This window comes from Pseudomonas sp. SB113, assembly GCF_040754745.1.
GTDB lineage: Bacteria > Pseudomonadota > Gammaproteobacteria > Pseudomonadales > Pseudomonadaceae > Aquipseudomonas > Aquipseudomonas grimontii.
Window position 1 is genome coordinate 13,134 of record NZ_JBFMHW010000017.1, and the last position, 18,048, is coordinate 31,181.

Annotated in this window: 21 protein-coding genes, 1 tRNA gene and 1 pseudogene; 7 read left to right on the top strand and 16 right to left on the bottom strand. The window is 61.7% G+C overall.

Features of this window, described 5'->3' with window-relative positions; all coding sequences use genetic code 11:
* Nucleotide 1: 1 nt before the first annotated feature.
* The 4 genes and pseudogenes from AB1462_RS21060 to AB1462_RS21075 form a co-directional block, all read left to right on the top strand.
* Nucleotides 2-130, top strand: a pseudogene (locus AB1462_RS21060) (LysR family transcriptional regulator); the annotation flags it as partial.
* A gap of 13 nt (nucleotides 131-143) precedes the next feature.
* Nucleotides 144-554: a fosfomycin resistance glutathione transferase gene (gene fos, locus AB1462_RS21065; RefSeq protein ID WP_367247854.1), complete on the top strand. Its 411-nt coding sequence runs from the start codon at nucleotides 144-146 to the stop codon at nucleotides 552-554.
* Between the two features lie 54 nt (nucleotides 555-608).
* Entirely contained in the window at nucleotides 609-1,250 is a 642-nt protein-coding gene (locus tag AB1462_RS21070; protein ID WP_090408191.1) for a LysE family translocator, read from the top strand.
* A 118-nt stretch (nucleotides 1,251-1,368) separates the two neighbouring features.
* Nucleotides 1,369-1,896, top strand: coding sequence for a DUF4142 domain-containing protein (locus tag AB1462_RS21075; protein ID WP_027604356.1), 528 nt, complete (start codon nucleotides 1,369-1,371; stop codon nucleotides 1,894-1,896).
* A gap of 54 nt (nucleotides 1,897-1,950) precedes the next feature.
* On the opposite strand, the gene AB1462_RS21080 is transcribed toward AB1462_RS21075, so the two are convergent.
* The 5 genes from AB1462_RS21080 to AB1462_RS21100 form a co-directional block, all read right to left on the bottom strand.
* Entirely contained in the window at nucleotides 1,951-2,376 is a 426-nt protein-coding gene (locus AB1462_RS21080) for a low affinity iron permease family protein (RefSeq protein WP_090408188.1), read from the bottom strand.
* Between the two features lie 112 nt (nucleotides 2,377-2,488).
* Entirely contained in the window at nucleotides 2,489-2,989 is a 501-nt protein-coding gene (locus AB1462_RS21085) for a methylated-DNA--[protein]-cysteine S-methyltransferase (RefSeq protein ID WP_367247856.1), read from the bottom strand.
* Between the two features lie 186 nt (nucleotides 2,990-3,175).
* A complete protein-coding gene (locus tag AB1462_RS21090; protein ID WP_367247857.1) occupies nucleotides 3,176-3,586 on the bottom strand; it encodes a type II toxin-antitoxin system HicB family antitoxin in 411 nt (136 codons plus the stop codon).
* A 22-nt stretch (nucleotides 3,587-3,608) separates the two neighbouring features.
* Nucleotides 3,609-3,791, bottom strand: coding sequence for a type II toxin-antitoxin system HicA family toxin (locus AB1462_RS21095; RefSeq protein ID WP_367247859.1), 183 nt, complete (start codon nucleotides 3,789-3,791; stop codon nucleotides 3,609-3,611).
* Nucleotides 3,792-3,955: 164 nt separating this feature from the next.
* Nucleotides 3,956-4,852 carry a LysR family transcriptional regulator gene (locus tag AB1462_RS21100; RefSeq protein ID WP_367247860.1) on the bottom strand — a complete coding sequence of 299 codons (897 nt, stop codon included), beginning with the start codon at nucleotides 4,850-4,852 and terminating at the stop codon, nucleotides 3,956-3,958.
* Nucleotides 4,853-4,947: 95 nt separating this feature from the next.
* On the opposite strand from AB1462_RS21100, the gene AB1462_RS21105 reads away from it, so the two are divergent.
* From AB1462_RS21105 to AB1462_RS21115, 3 genes are all read left to right on the top strand, one after another.
* Nucleotides 4,948-6,111, top strand: a complete 1,164-nt coding sequence (locus tag AB1462_RS21105; RefSeq protein WP_090408179.1) for an MFS transporter — start codon at nucleotides 4,948-4,950, stop codon at nucleotides 6,109-6,111.
* A complete protein-coding gene (locus tag AB1462_RS21110) occupies nucleotides 6,108-7,280 on the top strand; it encodes an MFS transporter (protein WP_367247861.1) in 1,173 nt (390 codons plus the stop codon). Before AB1462_RS21105 ends, AB1462_RS21110 begins: the two co-directional genes overlap by 4 nt.
* A gap of 298 nt (nucleotides 7,281-7,578) precedes the next feature.
* Nucleotides 7,579-7,818 (top strand): DUF6124 family protein, encoded by a 240-nt coding sequence (locus AB1462_RS21115; RefSeq protein ID WP_027604347.1) that lies wholly within the window; start codon nucleotides 7,579-7,581, stop codon nucleotides 7,816-7,818.
* Between the two features lie 68 nt (nucleotides 7,819-7,886).
* On the opposite strand, the gene AB1462_RS21120 is transcribed toward AB1462_RS21115, so the two are convergent.
* The 11 genes from AB1462_RS21120 to AB1462_RS21170 form a co-directional block, all read right to left on the bottom strand.
* Nucleotides 7,887-8,192 (bottom strand): DUF6482 family protein, encoded by a 306-nt coding sequence (locus AB1462_RS21120; protein ID WP_259192674.1) that lies wholly within the window; start codon nucleotides 8,190-8,192, stop codon nucleotides 7,887-7,889.
* A gap of 20 nt (nucleotides 8,193-8,212) precedes the next feature.
* On the bottom strand, nucleotides 8,213-8,737 hold the full coding sequence (locus AB1462_RS21125) for a DUF3833 domain-containing protein (RefSeq protein WP_090408170.1): 525 nt from the start codon (nucleotides 8,735-8,737) through the stop codon (nucleotides 8,213-8,215).
* A gap of 199 nt (nucleotides 8,738-8,936) precedes the next feature.
* Nucleotides 8,937-9,010, bottom strand: a tRNA-Gly gene (locus AB1462_RS21130).
* Nucleotides 9,011-9,233: 223 nt separating this feature from the next.
* Nucleotides 9,234-10,118: an alpha/beta hydrolase gene (locus AB1462_RS21135; protein WP_315335456.1), complete on the bottom strand. Its 885-nt coding sequence runs from the start codon at nucleotides 10,116-10,118 to the stop codon at nucleotides 9,234-9,236.
* A gap of 304 nt (nucleotides 10,119-10,422) precedes the next feature.
* Nucleotides 10,423-11,115 (bottom strand): pseudouridine synthase, encoded by a 693-nt coding sequence (locus AB1462_RS21140; RefSeq protein ID WP_367247863.1) that lies wholly within the window; start codon nucleotides 11,113-11,115, stop codon nucleotides 10,423-10,425.
* Nucleotides 11,105-11,311: a cysteine-rich CWC family protein gene (locus AB1462_RS21145; protein WP_259192671.1), complete on the bottom strand. Its 207-nt coding sequence runs from the start codon at nucleotides 11,309-11,311 to the stop codon at nucleotides 11,105-11,107. Before AB1462_RS21145 ends, AB1462_RS21140 begins: the two co-directional genes overlap by 11 nt.
* 48 nt (nucleotides 11,312-11,359) lie before the next feature.
* On the bottom strand, nucleotides 11,360-14,941 hold the full coding sequence (gene uca / locus AB1462_RS21150) for an urea carboxylase (protein WP_367247865.1): 3,582 nt from the start codon (nucleotides 14,939-14,941) through the stop codon (nucleotides 11,360-11,362).
* Between the two features lie 163 nt (nucleotides 14,942-15,104).
* Complete coding sequence (locus tag AB1462_RS21155) at nucleotides 15,105-15,734, bottom strand: urea amidolyase associated protein UAAP2 (protein WP_367247867.1); 630 nt, start codon at nucleotides 15,732-15,734, stop codon at nucleotides 15,105-15,107.
* A gap of 9 nt (nucleotides 15,735-15,743) precedes the next feature.
* Entirely contained in the window at nucleotides 15,744-16,469 is a 726-nt protein-coding gene (locus tag AB1462_RS21160; RefSeq protein WP_090408155.1) for an urea amidolyase associated protein UAAP1, read from the bottom strand.
* Entirely contained in the window at nucleotides 16,466-17,230 is a 765-nt protein-coding gene (locus tag AB1462_RS21165; protein ID WP_367247868.1) for an ABC transporter ATP-binding protein, read from the bottom strand. Before AB1462_RS21165 ends, AB1462_RS21160 begins: the two co-directional genes overlap by 4 nt.
* Nucleotides 17,227-18,042, bottom strand: coding sequence for an ABC transporter permease (locus AB1462_RS21170; RefSeq protein WP_090408149.1), 816 nt, complete (start codon nucleotides 18,040-18,042; stop codon nucleotides 17,227-17,229). Before AB1462_RS21170 ends, AB1462_RS21165 begins: the two co-directional genes overlap by 4 nt.
* Nucleotides 18,043-18,048 lie beyond the last annotated feature (6 nt).

Here is an 18,048-nt window from a genome sequence, read left to right on the forward strand (position 1 = left end):
CGTGGCGCCGCCGTTTCATATTCCATCGTTTGCCTTCGAGCTGGCATGGCATGCGCGACGGGGCGGGGATTCGGGGTTGCAGTGGTTGATTGGGCAGGTGCAGGGTATGTTGTCCGAAGGCCGCAGATAACAGGAAAAAAAACATGTTCTCAGGCTTCAACCACTTGACCCTGGCCGTCACCGACGTGAGTCGCAGCGTCGGCTTTTACCATGAGTTGTTGCAACTCAAGCTCGAGGCTACTTGGGATTCCGGCGCCTATTTGTCGTTGCCGGGCCTATGGCTATGCCTCTCGCTTGATCCTCTACGCGAGTCGAAGCCAGGGGCCGATTACACCCACTATGCGTTTACAGTCGGAACGAGTGAGTTCGCTGCGCTGGTCTCGCGTCTGCGCGCTGCCGAGGTGCGAGAGTGGCGCGACAATCGCAGTGAAGGCGCCTCGTTCTATTTCCTTGATCCCGACGGCCATAAGCTCGAAGCCCATGTCGGCGACCTGGCTTCGCGTCTGCTGGCTTGCCGCGACAAGCCTTATGCGGGAATGAGGTTTTACCCATAGCGCAGGAACGTGCAGAATCCGTCCACCTTCCCACGCTTTGTCAGAGTCACGCCCATGACCCCCTCCTTGCTGCTCGCCGTCCTCGCTTCGGGTTTCATCTACGGTATTACGCCTGGTCCGGGGGTACTGGCGGTGTTCGGCATCGGCGCTGCCCGTGGCCGGCGTGCCGGGGCGGGTTTTTTGTGCGGGCACTTGCTTGGCGATGTGCTGTGGTGCAGCACCGCGTTGATCGCGATTGTGGGCGCGCGGGAAGTCGGCAGCAGCGCGTTCGATGTGCTCGGCGTGCTCAGTGGGCTGTACCTGTTCTGGCTCGGCTGGCGCGCGATTCGCACCCAGCATCGCAGCAGTGATGCCCCTCAGGGCGCAGCGCGGCATCCGTTCTGGCACGGCATTCTGTTCGGCTTGACCAACCCCAAGGCGTACCCGGTCGCGGTGGCGACGTTTACGGCGTTGCTGTCCAGCCGTGCCGAGTTGTTGACCTGGTCGATGCTGCCGGCGTTGATCTTCCTGAGCTTCGTCGGTGGCCTGTTGGCCTACGCGATCCTGATCGGCGTGGTCGGTGCCCAGCGGGTGCGCACGGTGTATCAGCGCCATGAAATCCTCATCACCAGGCTCTGCGGCGTGATGTTTATCGGCTTCGCCATCAATGCCCTGGCCCATGCGTTGCCAGGCCTGTTCGGCAGCAAACCGGCCTGATCGGCCACGACCGTTCGTCGCACGGGCAAGTTTTTTCTAAACCTTTGTCGCCCTGAAAATTCGAATCCAGGGCGGGGTGTATTTCCCCGCACCTATTTTTGCCCTGGAGGAACCCATCATGAGCCGCATGGCTATCCGGTTACGCACCGCCAGTTTCGCGATGCTGCTGGGCCTCGGCGCCAGCAATGCTTTCGCCCAGTCACCTGCCGAATTCATCGAGCAGGCTTCGGCCAAAGGCATGGCCGATATCGAAACCAGTCGCATGGCCCACGCCAAAACCTCGTCCCAGGAAATCAAGGACTACACCATCGAGGTGATCAACGAGCGCACCCTGGCCAACCAGCACTTGGCGGCGATCGCCAAGAAGCTTGACCTGCCCGTGGCTCCACGGGAGAAGATCGTCGATAAGGCCGAAACCCTGATGCCCGAACTCAAGGACGGCGATTCCTTCGACGCGGCCTACACCGCGCAGCAAGTGAAGGAAAACGAAGACGCCATTGCCCTGTTCAAGCGCGAAGGTGCGGCCTCGGATGTGCCGGAAATCAAAGCACTGGTGGATGAGACGCTGCCCAAGCTGGAAGAGCGCCTGCAAAAAGCGCGTGCCCTGGCGTCGACCTACGGCAAGGGCCATCAAGGCGACGGTTGAGACGTTCACTTGATATAAAAAACGGCGGTTGGATCATATCCAACCGCCGTTTTTTTACGCCTGGTTCAGGTCGGTCTTGTTCGGTGCGGCATCGTCGGCGGCGTGGCCGCAACTGCTGTTCAGGCTCACGGTGCCGGTGTTGCCGATGCTGCGATATTCCTGGCGCAGTTTTTCCAGTTCTTTGCGGTCCAGGCCATCGAGGCTCAGCACGGCATTCTGCGCATCCTTGGTCACTCGTAGCAATTCGTCGATCTTGATATGCAGGATGTCGTTATCGCGGTTTTGCGTGTTCTGGATCAGGAACACCATGAGGAAGGTGATGATGGTGGTCGAGGTGTTGATGATCAGCTGCCAGGTGTCGTTGTAGTGGAAGTACGGGCCGCTCAAGCTCCACAGGAAAATCAACGCGACCGCCGCATAGAACGTCCGGGCACTGCCTGCCCAACGGGACAAGGATTGTGAGACTGCGGAGAATTTCATGACCGTTTTCCTTAAAGGGTGGGTGATGAAAGGATGGACCGCAGCGCTGCGCTGAAATTTCTTTTTACAAAAGCCGCGCCGAGCAACGTTGTACGTTTTTGTCGACAGACGCTTAAAAAGCCAGCTCCGCCTGGCCGGTGCCTTCCAGTGCGAGCAAATACTGCTTGGCCTCCAGCCCACCGGCAAACCCGGTCAGCCCACCCGAGGCGCCAATGACCCGATGGCACGGTGCAACGATCGAGATGGGATTACGCCCATTGGCCGCACCCACGGCGCGTACGGCTTTTGGGTTACCGATTTGTTGGGCGATCTGACTGTAGCTGCGGGTTTCGCCAAAGGGGATGGTCAGCAGTGCCTGCCAGACCTGCTTCTGAAAGTCGGTACCGGTGAAGTCCAGTTCCAGCTCGAACTGATTGCGGGTGCCGGCGAAGTATTCCTTCAACTGGCGCTCGGTTTCCAACAGCACCGGGCTGTCGTTGGCTTCGTGCAATTGACCCAGGCGCACACGGTTGGCGCGTTCTACCTCCCACAGGATGGCGCTGAGCTTGCCACCGCGCGCCACCAGGGTGAGCTCACCGACAGGGGAGGGCATGAGCTTGTATTCGTAGGGCATGAGCGGGCTCCTCGAAGGGCTGGCATTAAACGGTACGGGGTGACTGTAGTGCCGGGGCCGCTGTCGAAAACTACGTTTCTTGCGGTGGAATTCTTCACCACCTTGGACGTATCCGTAAACTCGGTATGAAGCGGCATGATCACGCCATGGATGTAGTGCCGCGTTCAGACTTTGCTCCCGTTGCAGCTACCGATTCTGTTGCAGCACTTTGAGCGCCGCCGACGCGAGGAAGCCCGAACGGCTTTTTTCCTCAGGATGGTGCAGTACATATTCATCGATGCGGTTGAGCAGGTAGCCCGGCAACGTAATGTTGAGCTTTTGCGCCTTGCCCAGGTATTTGGTGACATCGATGTCTACCACCGCCCAAGTGCAGCCAGCGTACTGCGGGTTGGCTGCATGCACGGTGACCTTCTGGGCACTCGGGATCGGCGCGCCGTCTTCCGCGAGAATTTCGAAGTGCCCTTCGATGGCTTCACGCGCCATGGCCATGGCGTCGTCCAGATCGTCACCGGCAGAGTAGCAACCGGGAATATCCGGGACCTCCACGCCCCAGGCGTGGTCTTGGTCACCGGTTGAAATTGCGATGGGGTACAGCATGTTCGTTGTCCTCCAGGGACGATTAACTCAACAGAGCTTGTTTCAAAATGCTCTTGGCGGTTTTGTCCAACAGGTCTTTCTTTGGATGGGGGATCGTCACCAGGTCAGGCTTCGTCGGGTGCTTGAAATGGTGATGACTGCCTCTGATGCGCACCAGGTACCAGCCGTCTGCGACGATGTGACCTATCAAATATCGGCTATCCACAGCACCTCCTTGTGGTGTGTAATGGTGGTGACTATAACCACTGAAAATAAATTATCAACACTCTACCTACCCGTCTTCGATGACCGGTATTTCGGCAGGTGGTGAATGCAATGTAAGAGCGAGTGGGATAGGCGCTGCGGGGAGGTATTACGAGGTTTTTCGGGTCATTGCCGGATGTGTAATGCCTCTGCGATAACGGCAAGAAACGCATCAATCAACACACTTGGTCTTTCGGTCGGCGTCAGCACCAACAACTGCGCACACGCATCCGCCTCCACCAAAGGCCGATAAGTCACGCCTTTGTTCATCAAACTCCGGGTGCAGGCCGGCACCAGCGCCACCCCTTGCCCGGCGGCCACCAGCGCAATGATCGAGGTAATCTGCCGTCCGGTCGGTCCGGTATGCAGTGGCACGCCATGGTGGCGGTAAAGCTGCTCGATGGACTGGTTCAGCCCCGAGCCGTAATCGGCTGGAAACAGAATCAAAGGATAGGCACTGAGCTGCGCCAGGCTGATGTCGGCCTGGCTGGCCAACGCGCTGTCACTCGACACCGCTGCCACCAAGCGCTCCTCGCCCAACGACAGCGCTTGTACCTCGTCGTTTTGCGGCAACAGCCGGCTCAAGCCAATATCCAGGCGTCCGTCGGCCACTTGCGCACCGAGACTGCCGGAGGCGCATTCCACCAGGGTCAGGTGCACATCGGGAAAACGCTGGGCAAAGGCCTGGATCGACTGGCTGAACAGGTCCGACAGGGCAATCGAGCTGACGTAGCCCAAGGCCAATTGACCCGCTGTCCCTGCTGCCAACTTACCGGCAATCACCTGAGCCAACTCCACCTGTTCCAACACGCCACGTGCGTAGGGCAGGAACGCGCGGCCCTGTGCGGTGAGGGTCACGGTGCGGCTGGTGCGATCGAACAGTTTGAAACCCAACTCTGCCTCCAGCGCTGAAATCTGCCTGGTCAAAGGCGGCTGGGCGAGGTGCAGGCGCAGGGCGGCGCGACCGAAGTGCAATTCTTCGGCAACCGTCAGAAAGTAACGCAGCTTGCGTAGGTCGAGCATCCTGATCCTTGGGTATCAATCGGTCGGAATTCGGTATTGGTTTAAGACCTGCCGGCCATTCTATAAAGACCTTTCAAAATAAAACGAGAGGTTTCATGAAACCGCGCCTGCATTGTGCCCGCCTTGCCCTGTTCCTGTGTGGCTGTGCGGCGTTTCTCAATCTCTATGCGACCCAAAGCATTCTCCAGACGTTTGCCGCGCACTTTCATATCAGTGCCAAGGAGGCGGGTTGGAGCATCACCGTCACCACCCTGGCCGTGGCGATCACCGCCCCTTTCGTCAGTCGCCTGACCGGACGTTTTGCGCAACGCACGGTGATCTCGGTGGCGGCTGTGCTGCTGGCGGGGCCGGCGTTGATGACCGCTTATGCCGACAGCTTTGCCGAAGTGCTGGTGTGGCGCTTTGTCGAGGGCATGCTGATCCCGGTGCTGTTCGCCACCAGTGTGGCCTATATCGGCGACCGCTGGAGCGGCGGCACGGTCACTGAGGTGATGAGTCTCTACGTCGCGGGCACCGTGTTGGGCGGGTTCGCCGGGCGCTTCGTTACCGGGGTGATGACCGAATATGTGGGCTGGCGTGAAGCCTTTGAGTTACTCGCGGTACTGAGCTTGATGGTCGGCGGGTTTATCCAGTTTCTGTTACCGGCCAACCGCCCACGGACCGTGCAGGCTAAAGCCTCGTCGTCAGGTGTATTTCGCCGGCCGCTGTTGGCCGCTTACGCCGTAGGTTTCTGCGTGTTGTTTTCGCAAGTCGCGGCATTTACCTACGCAGGTTTGTACTTGGGCCTGCCGCCGTTCAACCTTGGGCCGGCGGCGTTGGGGACGCTGTACATGGTGTTCCTGTTGGCCTTGATCGTGATCCCCATCGCCGGGCGCCTCAGCAAAGCCCGCCCGCATGCCGAATTGTTGAGTGTTGCCGCCGTGCTGGGCGTCAGTGGTTCGGCGTTGACCCTGATGCCGTCCCTGTGGTGCATCGTAGTCGGCCTGGCGCTCAGTTCCACCGGCGTGTTCCTCGCCCAAGCTGCCGCCAATGCGTTTATCACCGCCACCGCGCACGATAACAACACGGGCGCTGTCGGGGTTTATCTCACTTGTTATTATCTGGGCGGCAGTGGCGGCGCCATCGTCCCGGCGCTGATCTGGGAACGCTGGGGCTGGGCCGGTTGCGTGGTGCTGATCATCGGTTTCCAGCTGCTGACCTTATTGATTGCCTTGACCGGCTGGAAGCCTCTTCGGCCTGAGCTGGTTCCGACACCATGAACGACACCGTGCCTGCGTTATCCACCCGCCGTCGCGCCCTGTTCGCCGGTTGCAGCGCCCATGCCGTGCACGATGGGCTCACTGATGTGATCTACGTTCTGCTGCCTGTCTGGCAGGCTCAGTTCGGCTTGTCCTACGCCCAGGTCGGCCTTTTACGTGGCGCCTATTCCGGGATGATGGCCGTGTTCCAACTGCTGGCCAGCCGCGCCGCCAGATGCTGGGGCCGCACACCGATGCTGGTGGGCGGCACGGCGCTGGCGGGTGTCGCCTACCTGTTGGTGGGGCAGGCGACAGGGCTGGCTTTGTTGCTGGTGGCGCTGCTGCTCGGCGGCCTGGGCGCCAGCACCCAACACCCACTGGCCTCCTCGATGATCACCGACGCTTACGAGGACAGTGGCGGGATCAAGCAGGCGCTGTCCCAGTACAACTTCTCCGGTGATATCGGCAAAACCTTGATTCCTGGCTTGGTCGGCCTGCTGCTCACCGTCATCAGCTGGCGGGCCAGTGCCACGTTGCTGGGCCTGCTTGGCCTGGCGGCGGCGGGGCTGTTGTGGTGGCTGATTCCTGCTCGATCATCCGAATCCACCACCCTGAAAAAAGCCAAGCCCCAAAGCCGCAACGGTTCAGCCACCGGCCTGCGCGCGCTGATCCTCACCGGCACCCTAGACAGCGCCGTGCGCATGGGCTTCCTCACCTTCCTGCCGTTCCTGCTGCAAGCCAAAGGCGCCGGTACCGCCGGGATCGGTCTTGCGCTGACCCTGCTGTTCATCGGCGGCGCCTTCGGCAAACTGTTCTGCGGCTACCTCGGCGCACGCATCGGCATGATGAAGACCGTATGGATCACGGAAACCAGCACCGCACTGCTGATCGTCGCGGCGGTGTACCTGCCGCTCAGTGGGTTGATGGTGATGTTGCCGCTGTTGGGGCTGGTACTGAATGGCACCTCCTCGGTGCTGTACGGCGCCGTGCCCGACCTTGCCGGCGCGGGCAAGCGCGAGCAGGCGTTTGCGCTGTTCTACACCGGCACCATTGGGGGTGGCGCGTTGGCGCCGGTGGTGTTTGGTGGCGTGGGGGATGCGCTGGGCGTGCCGGTGGCAATGATGGTGTTGGCGGGGATATTGGGTGTGACGTTGCCGTTGGCGTGGGTGGTGCAGAGGAGGGGAGGATGAGTGAAAAGTGAGGTGTCAGAACGTAGAGTTGAACCTTGCGGCATTGCCTACACAACGATCAGACTCGTCCGAGTTGTGCGCCTTGGGCGACCTCTTTAAGGTTCGTCGGCCGCTGCCCATCAGCGGTCGGGTTTAGTAGCCCGATACGATCAACGGCGTACAGCTGCTCTTATGGTGGCTGCACGCAGGGCGTCTTCGGGCGCGCCGGTTTCGTTGATTCGCCGGTCTACTAACCTGCGTACAGCCGCCACCCATTGTTTAGTAGCTCTGGTATGCGGTCCCTAACGAGGATCAACAGATGTGTACTGACTCATGCAATCCATCCGTAAAACTGTTCAGCGTCCGTCCCGAAATCGACACTCAAGCGCTGCTCGCCAACGCCTACGAAACCATCGCCGGTGCAGGTGCCATGACCCACGAGTTCGTCGAAAGCCTGCCCTCTCAACAGCGCTACCTGGCCCTGGCCATTCAGCAGATGATTGAACTGGGCCTGCTGCTGGTCGAGGCTGTTCAGGACCGCGTGGACCGAGCCGCGTAGGTCACCCGTACGGTGTAAACGGCTTGCCTTCCCAGGCCGCCCATACCACGGGGGAGGGGAGCCAGAATTTACAGTGTCGCCGCCAGCGAAAACGGAATGCGCAACGCACCGATAGGCCCTTCACGCGTGCCGCACATTTCATCGTGAACGCAGTGCTGCACCAGTACGCAAGGAAACGGCGGGACCCGCTGCAACAGGTCGCGTAAATGCGTGGTGGACCCGATGCGCAGCGGCTTGCCGTGATCGTCCAGTAACGTCGCCTCGACGTGCTCCAGGTTGACGCGAGCGATATAGAAACCGCCCTCCAGGGACAGCAACTCCAGCTCACGTATTTCGCCTTTCTCGGCCAGTTCGCTCAGCATTTGCATATTCATGATTGACCCTCGCTCGTGGCTCATTGGCGACGAAAGAACAACGTGACCTGACCCCACTCGACACCGAACTTGGACATGCTCGAGCGGTTGATCAAGGTGTCCTCGTCCATCAGGTACATCCAATCGTCAAAGCTGACTTCGTACACCGAGCCATCCACCGGCAGATTGAGCCGGTAGCGCCAACGCAGCGCATTACCCGCCACTTCGCCGATCGCCTCGCCCACCACATCCCCGGCTCGTCCGCGCCAGCGTCCTGGGCCGTCCGGCGTCAGTGTCCACACCCGTTGCTGGCGCGTGCCATCGCTGTATAGGAAACGCTCATCCAGAATCAACGCGTTGCCCTCGCGCCGGCTGGCAATATCGACCTCAAAGCGCTTGGCCACTTCCCCCGAACGCTTCTGGAAGATGCCCCAGGCTTTTACGGGTTTACTGAAGAAGCGCTCCAGGTCCAGTTTCGGTTGCTGGTCGGCGTAGTGCTCGACCTCAACGTTGCTGCAACTGGCCAAGCTCACTATCAGCAACAGTGAAAACAGTAGACGTGTCATGGCCTGGCTCTTCGAAGGTGCGGGGCGAAGTGCCTCCGCTCGAAGCATGATACTTGTACAATAAAAATAATTTGTACAGGTTTGTGCGCGCTTTATTTTTTGAATCTCAAATCCCACCCATAAAAAAACCGGCCACCAAGGACCGGTTTTTTTATGCATCCCCCGCCAAAACCCTGCTGGCGTGGAATCTATGTCTGAGTGGAGCGGGTGAAGGGAATCGAACCCTCGTTATCAGCTTGGGAAGCTGGAGTAATGCCATTATACGACACCCGCTCAGAGCGGCTGACTTTGTACCAGATGTGCGCTTGGATTTGAAGTTTTTCTTCGAAAAATGTGCGAGTTGCAGGCACTTGCCCTAGCGACGAACGGAGCCGATGTAGGAGCGAGCTTGCTCGCGAAGAATTCAAGAGCGCCGCGTTCAACCAGGGAGCGCACGTCATCGTTGGCGATCTTCGCGAGCAAGAACTAGGCGTCCCCCTCGCTCCTACACGGTATTTCAGATGGCAAAGGCATGCTGCGTCTGACCCTGGTGATAACGCAATCGGCTGACCTGCCGTTCCGGTTTCAAAAAGCCCACCACCGCGTCCCGGCTGTCCCGGCAGGCGGCCTTGTGCTCCATGTCCAGGAAGTGCCCTGTCGCCTGGATGGTGCTGAAGCTGCTCTTCGCCACGTACTGCCCGAACTGTTTGGCATCCTCGGCGCTGGTGTATTCATCCCATTCGCCGTTCAAAAACAGCACCGGCACGTCGATCTGCCGCGCGGCCTTGAGGTAGCACAGGCGGTCGCTGTGCAGCACCTGGCTGATGTGAAAGTGCATCTGCCCGTATTCGTGCTCGGCCAGGCTGCTCACATGCTTGTAGTTGAAACGCTTGAACAGCGACGGCAGGTGTTTGCCGATGGTGCTGTTGACCAGGTGGCCGACGCGGTCGCGGTCGAGGTTGCCGAGGTAGTCGACGCCACGTTCGAGGTAGTCGCGCATCGGCGCGTTGATCACCGGCGAGAACGAGCTGATCACGGCCTTTTCCACACGGCGTGGCTGGTGGGCAAGGGCAACCAGGGTGGCGGCGCCGCCCCAGGAGAAGGACAGCACGTGCTCGGCGGCGAAGTGGTCGATAAGCTCCAGCAGGATCTGGCCTTCGACTTCCTTCGTCAGCATTTGCTCATGACGGTTATGGATTTTGGAACGACCGGCGTAGGGCTGGTCGTACAAAACCACATTGAATTGCGGGTACAGGCTTTTCACGGTTTGGGCGAAGGAGGCCGTGGTGGCCATCGAGCCGTTGACCAGGATGATGGTCTTTTCAGCAGCATCCGCGCGATAGAACTCCGTGTAAACCCGATACTGACCCTGTATATCCAACACAGCGATTTCTGGCCTCATGTCGTAAGACTCCTGGCAAGCGGGTAGGGCGCGCAGATCACTCTGCACGAGCTTTGTGACAGGTAGGCATACGCCTGGAAGATGAGGGCCCATGTCGGTCCGATGACGGCTGGCCGACGGGTGTTGTTATGGCGGGCTGTTTGCCTGGGAGGCCCGTAGATCAAGCGCGGGCGGGGCAAGGTGGTTCTTGGAGGTTATAGGCGACTCGTCAGTCATAATTTGGCTGACGGTTTGATTCAAGCAGTAGACCGGGGATGCCGCAAGTCGCAGAAATGGGTTTTTGCCATCACCGGCCGAACGGTCATCAGACCTGTCGGATTTCTTCCTCGGACAGCGCCCGATACTCGCCCGGCGCCAGGGCCATATCCAGTCGCAATGGGCCCATTCGCTCACGGTGCAGGCCGATCACTTTGTTGTTGAAGTGCCCGAACATGCGCTTCACCTGATGATAGCGGCCTTCGATGATGCTCAGTCGTGCCAGGCGTGGCCCCAACAGCTGCAGTTCGGCCGGTTGCGTCGTCAGGTCTTCAAACGCGAAATACAGGCCCGCCGCAAAGGTTGCCGCGTAGTCGGGGCCAATGTCCTGCTCCGTCTCTACCCGATAAACCTTGGGCAGCTTGGTCTGCGGTTGCGTCAGGCGCCTCGACCATTGGCCATCGTTGGTGATCAGCATCAGGCCGGTGGTGTTGAAATCCAGGCGACCGGCGATATGCAGCTCGCTTTTGTCCGGCTCATCCAGCAGGTCCAGGACCGTCGGGTGTTGCGGGTCCGAGGTAGCGCTGACGCAGCCCTGGGGTTTGTGCAGCATGAAATAGCGCGCCGCTTTGCCCGCCTGCAGCACGTCATCGTCAACGCACACGCGGCTGAATTCGCGCACTTCATGCTGAGGGTCACTGACTGCCGCACCATCCACCGTCACCCGCCGCTCCACCAGCAACATGCGCACTTGCTGGCGATTGAAACGCGGCAGGTTGCTGAGGAAACGGTCAACGCGCATGGCGAAGCTGCTCATCCACTTGGGCACAACGCGGGCACAGGCAGGCCTTGTTGCGCACTTCATCGGGCAGCGCTTCAAGCACCGATGGGTCGATGGTGACGCTGTAGCACCAGCAAGGTTGGTCGGCGGTGCGTGGGTCGGCCAGGGTGCAATCGTTGCGGGCACCGCAGGCGGGGCAAAGGGTTGGCGTGGTCATGGTCGGTGGGGGCAGGGCCTCGGAAGTCCCTGCACGATACAGCGCCGGTCAGTCCCGTTCCAGCACCACGACCCGTTGCCCGGCGCTAATGCCGCTGCCCGGTTGCACCGGGATTTCCCGCACCACCCCGGTAAAGGGCGCCAGCACCGGGATCTCCATTTTCATCGACTCCAGGATCACCAGCACGTCCCCGGCCGCCACCCGCGCACCCACGGCCACCTGCACCTGCCAGAGATTGCCGGCGATATGGCTGTCGATGCTGTATTCATTGGCCGTAAGCGGCGTGTCTTGCGCCGCTGGCGCCGCGAGTTCTTCGCTGTCGAAATGCGCCTGGCCGCTGGCTATCCAGCGTTCGCGCTCAGCGTTGAAGGCGTGCTGCTGGTGCTCACGAAACGCGCCGATGCTGGCGGCTTCCCGCGCCAGAAACGCTTGGTAATCCGCCAGGTTCAGCGTGCTTTGTTCGATGCTCAGCTCGAAGCGTCCCAGGGGGAAATCCCGACGAATCCGCACCAGCTCATCCGCGCTCACGGGATAGAACCGAATCTGATCGAAGAAGCGCAGCAGCCAGGGTTTGCCGTCAAACGCCGCCACTTCGCGATAGCGGTTCCACATCTGCAAGGTGCGCCCGACAAACTGATAACCGCCGGGCCCTTCCATGCCGTACACGCACAAATACGCGCCGCCGATGCCCACCGAATTTTCGGCGGTCCAGGTGCGGGCCGGGTTGTACTTGGTGGTCACCAGACGATGACGCGGGTCCAGCGGCGTGGCCACCGGCGCGCCGAGGTAGACGTCGCCCAGGCCCATCACCAGGTAGCTGGCGTCGAACACGGTGTGGCGCACTTCATCGAGGTTGGTCAGGTCGTTGATGCGACGGATGAACTCCAGGTTGCTCGGGCACCATGGGGCGTCCTTGCGCACGGTGGTCATGTATTTTTCGATGGCCAGCTGGCACGCCGGGTCGTCCCAGGACAGCGGCAGGTGCACGATGCGCGAGGGCACTTGCAGGTTTTGCCGGGTGCACACGCTGGTCCATTCGTGGCTGATCAGTGCCAGCAGGTCGGCCAGGGGCAGTTGTTCGGGCTGGTAGTGGATCTGCAGCGAGCGGATGCCCGGGGTCAGGTCGATCACACCCTTCAGCGCATGGGTTTCCAGGGCCTGCATCAGGGCATGGCCGCGAAAGCGCAGCACCAGGTCCAGCTCGGGCGCACCGATTTCCAGGAGCAGGTGGGTGTCGCCGGCGAGGCGGGCGACCAGGCGGGTGTCGGCGTGGCCGATGTCCAATACCACCGGTGATTCAATCGCACAGTGAGACCGAGTTGCCTGCATCGCAGGCAAGCCCGGCTCCCACGTTTGATCCCAGTTCAGGGCGAGGTCGCGGGCGGTCCTGAGGTCCGCGGGATCAAAGCGAATCTTGTCACCGGCCTTGAGCTGGCCGAGTTGCCAAAGGTCCGCCTCGATCACCGTCACCGGGCATACAAAACCGCCCAGGCTTGGCCCATCCGGCCCGAGGATCACCGGCATGTCCCCGGTGAAATCCACCGCGCCGATGGCATAGGGGTTGTCATGGATATTCGACGGATGCAGCCCCGCTTCGCCGCCATCCGTGCGTGCCCAAAGCGGCTTCGGCCCGATCAACCGCACACCGGTGCGGCTGGAGTTGAAATGCACTTCCCATTGCGTGGCGAAGAAGGTGTCGATGTACGCCGGCAGGAAATATTCCGGTGCGCCATGGGGGCCATAAATCACCCGTAATGTGCGGACCTCTGGCAGCGGTTCAGCGCCTGATTGTTGCCCGGCGCTCAGGTCTTCCAACGGCAACAGATGCAACACATCGCCCGCCCGTAAAGCACGACCACCATGCCCGCCAAACTGGCCAAGGGTGAAGGTGCCTTTGCTGCCCAGGTAGTCCGGCACTTGCAGCCCGCCCCGCAGGCACAGGTAACTGCGCGCACCGGCTCCGGCGATGGTGCCGAGGCTCAGGACCGACCCGGCCTCAACCAACAGCGCGGTGTTCATCGGCACTGTTTGATCATTCAACAGCAGCGGGATTTGCGCTCCGGTCACCGCAACAACAGCCGCGCAATTGAAGCGCAACATCGGCCCGCTCATGGTGATTTCCAGCGCCGCTGCCCCCTCGTCGTTGCCCAGCAGGCGATTGCCCAGACGCAGCGCGCGGCTGTCCATCGGCCCCGACGGCGGCACGCCCACGGCCCAGTAGCCGAGGCGGCCGGGATAGTCCTGCACACTGGTTTGCGTGCCCGCGCTGATCACTTCAAACGTGTCGGCCACGTAGACCAGGTCTTCCAGGCACCGCGTCCACGGCCGGCCATTGGCGAAAGGCGGGGCCAGCAGGATTTGGCGCAGGTAATCGCGGTTGGTTTCCACGCCGTACAACTGACTGTCACTCAACGCCTGATGCAGGGCCAGGCGCGCCTGTTCGCGGGTGGGCGCCCAGGTGATGAGCTTGGCGATCATCGGGTCGAAGTAGGGCGGGATCTCGCAACCGGCCTCCACCCAGGTGTCGATCCGCAGGCCCTCGGCCTGCGGGAAATCCACACAGGTCAGCAAGCCGGGGCTCGGCTGGAAATCGCGGCCCGGGTCTTCGGCATATAAGCGTGCCTGGATCGCGTGGCCTTGGGGGGTTAACTCGAGTGTGTTCAGCGGCGGCATTTCCCCGGCCGCCAGTTGCACCATCCAGCGCACCAGGTCCACGCCCCACACCTGCTCGGTGACGCCGTGTTCCACCTGCAAGCGCGTGTTCACTTCGAGGAAGTAGAAGCGCCCGTCAGCACTGTCATAGATAAATTCCACGGTGCCGGCGCTGCGGTAGTTCACGGCCTTGGCCAGGGTGATGGCGGCCGCGCACAAGGCCTCGGCCATGCCGTCGGGCAGGTTCGGCGCCGGGGTTTCTTCGAGGACTTTTTGGTTACGCCGTTGCACCGAGCAGTCGCGCACGCCGAGGGCGATCACTTCACCCGCGCCGTCGCCGAACACCTGCACTTCCAGGTGGCGCGCGTGCTCGATGTACTTCTCGATAAACACGCCGGCATCGCTGAAATTGTTCTGCCCCAGGCGTTTGACGGCCTCGAAGGACTCACTCAACTCCACGCTGCTGCGGCACACGCGCATGCCGATACCGCCGCCACCGGCGGTGCTTTTGAGCATCACCGGGTAGCCCACGGCGTCGGCGGCGAGCAACGCAGAGGCGAGGCTGTCGAGCAGTTCGGTGCCTTCCAGCAGCGGGATCTTGTGCTGCTTGGCCAAGGCGCGGGCGGTGTGCTTGAGGCCGAATACACGCAGCTGTTGCGGCGTCGGCCCGACAAAGGCGATGCCCGCGTGTTCACAGGCCTCGGCAAACGCGGCGTTCTCCGACAGGAAGCCGTAGCCGGGATGAATCGCCTTGGCCCCACAGGCCTTGGCGGTGGCGAGGATTTTTTCCACCGCCAGATACGTACTGGCCGCCGCGCCTTCGCCAAGGCTGTAGGCCTCGTCGGCTTGCTGGATATGCAGGCTCGCCGCATCGGCCTCGGCGTACACGGCGATGCCCTTGACCTGCAGCTCGCGCAAGGTGCGCAGGATGCGGCAGGCGATGGCGCCACGGTTGGCGATCAACAGTTTTTCGAACATGGCAAAACCCTGCGGGCCGTCCCGCAAAGTGGGGGAGCACTGCGGTCGTCCGCAGTGCGTGCAGTCAGTGTGGATCCCACATTGGCGCTCTATTGTTTTCGGATGCACTGCCCGCTGCGGGATTGGCACAGGGCAAATAACCAATGGCGCAGGCGCTTGAGTTTCAGTTCCATACCAGCAGCTCCGCAGGGGTGGGGTTGTAGGCGTTGCACGGGTTGTTCAACTGTGGGCAGTTGGAGATCAGCACGATCACATCCATCTCGGCGCGCAGGTCGACGTACTTGCCGGGGGCGGAAATGCCGTCTTCGAAGGTCAGCCCACCGTCGGCCGTTACCGGCACATTCATGAAGAAATTGATGTTCGGCCCGATGTCGCCTTTGCCCAGGCGGCCGTCGTGGGCACAGGCGCGCAGGTAGTTGTCACGGCAGCTGTGCATGTAGCGTTTTTCCAGGGCGTAGCGCACGGTGTTGCTCTCTTGGGCGCAGGCGCCGCCGAGGGTATCGTGGCGCCCGCAGGTGTCATCGACGATGGTCAGCATCGGCTGGCCGAGGTTGGAATACAGCACGCTGCCGGTGCCCAGGTACACGCTGTTTTGCCGGCGCAACGTGCGTTGCACGTCGTAGCGCTCACGCGGGTTTTTCACGCTGTAGAACAACGTGTCGACGGCCTGGTTGCCCTCCAGGTCGAGGATGCGCAGGGTCTGCCCGGCCTTGACCTTCATCAGCCACGGCTCGCCGGCGGGGATGGTTGCGCGGTAAACGGCCGCGTCCGGTTGTTTCAGTGCGGTAGACATGGCAGCTCCTCAGGCGAACAGGCGGTCGGTGTTGATAAAGCCGCGCTCGTTTTCCGGGCGCGAGGTGCGGCAGTGTTCGGCGACGCTTTTGTCGGCGTTCATCCAACTCAGTTTCAGCGGTTGCGGCGCGTACTGTGGGTTGGGGTCCATCGGGTGTTGCAACGCAGTGAGCACCACCAGGGTGTCCATCGGCGCGTAGAGTTCGATGTAGTCGCCGGCCTTGGAATTGCCCGGTACAAAGTGCAGGCCACCGTCGCTGTCCACCGTGACTTTGCTGAACAGGTTGAGGGTCATCAGCAGGTCGGACAGGCCCAGCCCCCACTTGCCCAACTCCACCAGCAGGTTGTCGGTGCCGTTGCGGAAGAAGCCGTTGCGCAGTTCCTGATAGCGGCCCTGGCCGTACTTCTCGGCGACTTCGGCGGCGCACAGCACACCGCCGATGCTGTCGCTCCAGCCGCAGGTGTCGGCGGTGATCGCGGCCAGCACGCGGCCCATGTCCGAGTACAGGCAATGGCCGGTGGTGAGCTTGGCGGTGTGTTGGCATTTGAGGCTGTCGGGCAGGTTCAGGCGCTCGGTTTTTTCGTTGGCATTGAGCAGGGTCAGGCTGACGTTGGCGCCGCCGCGAAGATCGGTAAGGCGCAGCAGTTGGCCGCGCTTGAGCACGAACGAACGATGGCCGCCGCCGGGCAGCATTTCTTCGGCGAAGGGTGGGAACAGTTGGGTGGAATCGGTCATTTGGAAGAGGCTCCAAGTTCGGCGGCGAGCGCCTTGCGGCGTTCGCTGTTCAAAGGGATGTCGTAGGTGATGCGCGCGCCGTAGGCGCCGGGAGCGTGGGGGTCGGCGCGGACCTTGTCGAACACCAGCAGGCGCGTGCCGAGGCTGAAGCCTTCGCTCAGGTCATGGGTGACCATGAACACCGTCAACCGGGTTTCGCGCCACAGTTCCAGCAGCAGCTGGTGCATGTCTTTGCGAATACCGGGGTCGAGGGCGCCGAAGGGTTCGTCCAGCAGCAACACGCGGGGTTTCATGATCAGGGCCTGGGCGATGGCCAGGCGTTGTTGCATGCCGCCGGAGAGTTGCGCGGGGTACTTGTCCAGGGCGTGGCCGAGGCCGACTTTGTGCAACAGCGCGGCAGCCTGTTCGCGGGCGTCCTTCTTGGCTCTACCGAACAGCCGTCCCAGCAAACGCGAGCGCGGCAATTCCAGGCCGAGGGCGACGTTGTCGAGCACCGTCAAATGTGGGAACACCGAGTAGCGCTGGAACACCACGCCGCGGCTGGCATCCGGCTCGGCGGCGAGGGCCTGGCCGTCCAGCAGGATCTGGCCCTTGCTCGCGGTTTCCTGGCCCAGCAGCAGGCGCAGGAAGGTCGACTTGCCACACCCGGACGTGCCGACCAGCGTGCAAAACTCACCCTCGGCGACGTGCAGGTTGAGGCCTTCGAGTACCACTTGGTCGCCATAGCGCTGCCACACATTACTGACGCTGATAAAGCTCATGCCCGCGCTCCTTCGTACCAGGGGAACGCACGCCGGGTCAGGGCCTTGAGGCCCCAGTCCATCAGCCAGGCGAGCAGGGTGATCCACACCACGTAAGGCAGGATCACGTCCATCGCCAGGTAGCGGCGCACCAGGAAGATCCGGTAGCCCAAGCCGTCGGTAGAGGCAATGGCTTCGGCGGCGATCAAAAACAACCACGCCGAGCCGAGCATCAGCCGCAGCGAGATCAACAGGCGCGGCAGCAATTGCGGCAATACCACACGCAGCATCAGGGTCCAGGTGGAGGCGCCGAGGGTCTGCGCCTTCACCAGCAACTCCACCGGAATTTCCCGCGCGCGCTGTTCAAGATCACGCGCCAGGCAGGGGGTGACGCCGATGACGATCAGCATCACCTTGGACAATTCCCCCAGCCCGAACACGATGAACAGAATCGGCAGGATCGCCAGCGGCGGCACCATCGACAGCACCGTCAGCAGCGGTGACAACGGTGCGCCAAACAGCGGCAATGTACCGGCGGCGATCCCCAGGCACAGGCCGGCGAGAGCGCTGATGCCCAGGCCGATGGCGAGGCGGCGCAGGCTGGCGGCGCTGTCCTGCCACAGCACGTATTCGCCAGTGCGGGTGTCGGCGTTGAAGGCCAGGCGCTTTACCGCATCAATCATTTGTCCGGCGCCGGGCAGCAGCTTGTCGTTGGGGTTGTCTGCCAGGCGCTCGGCCGAGCCCACGAAGTAGGCGAACAGCAGCAGGGCGAACGGCAGCAGCACCAGCAACAGGCGGCTGGAGCGGTCCGGGTGACGGTTGATCAGGCGCATGGCCGG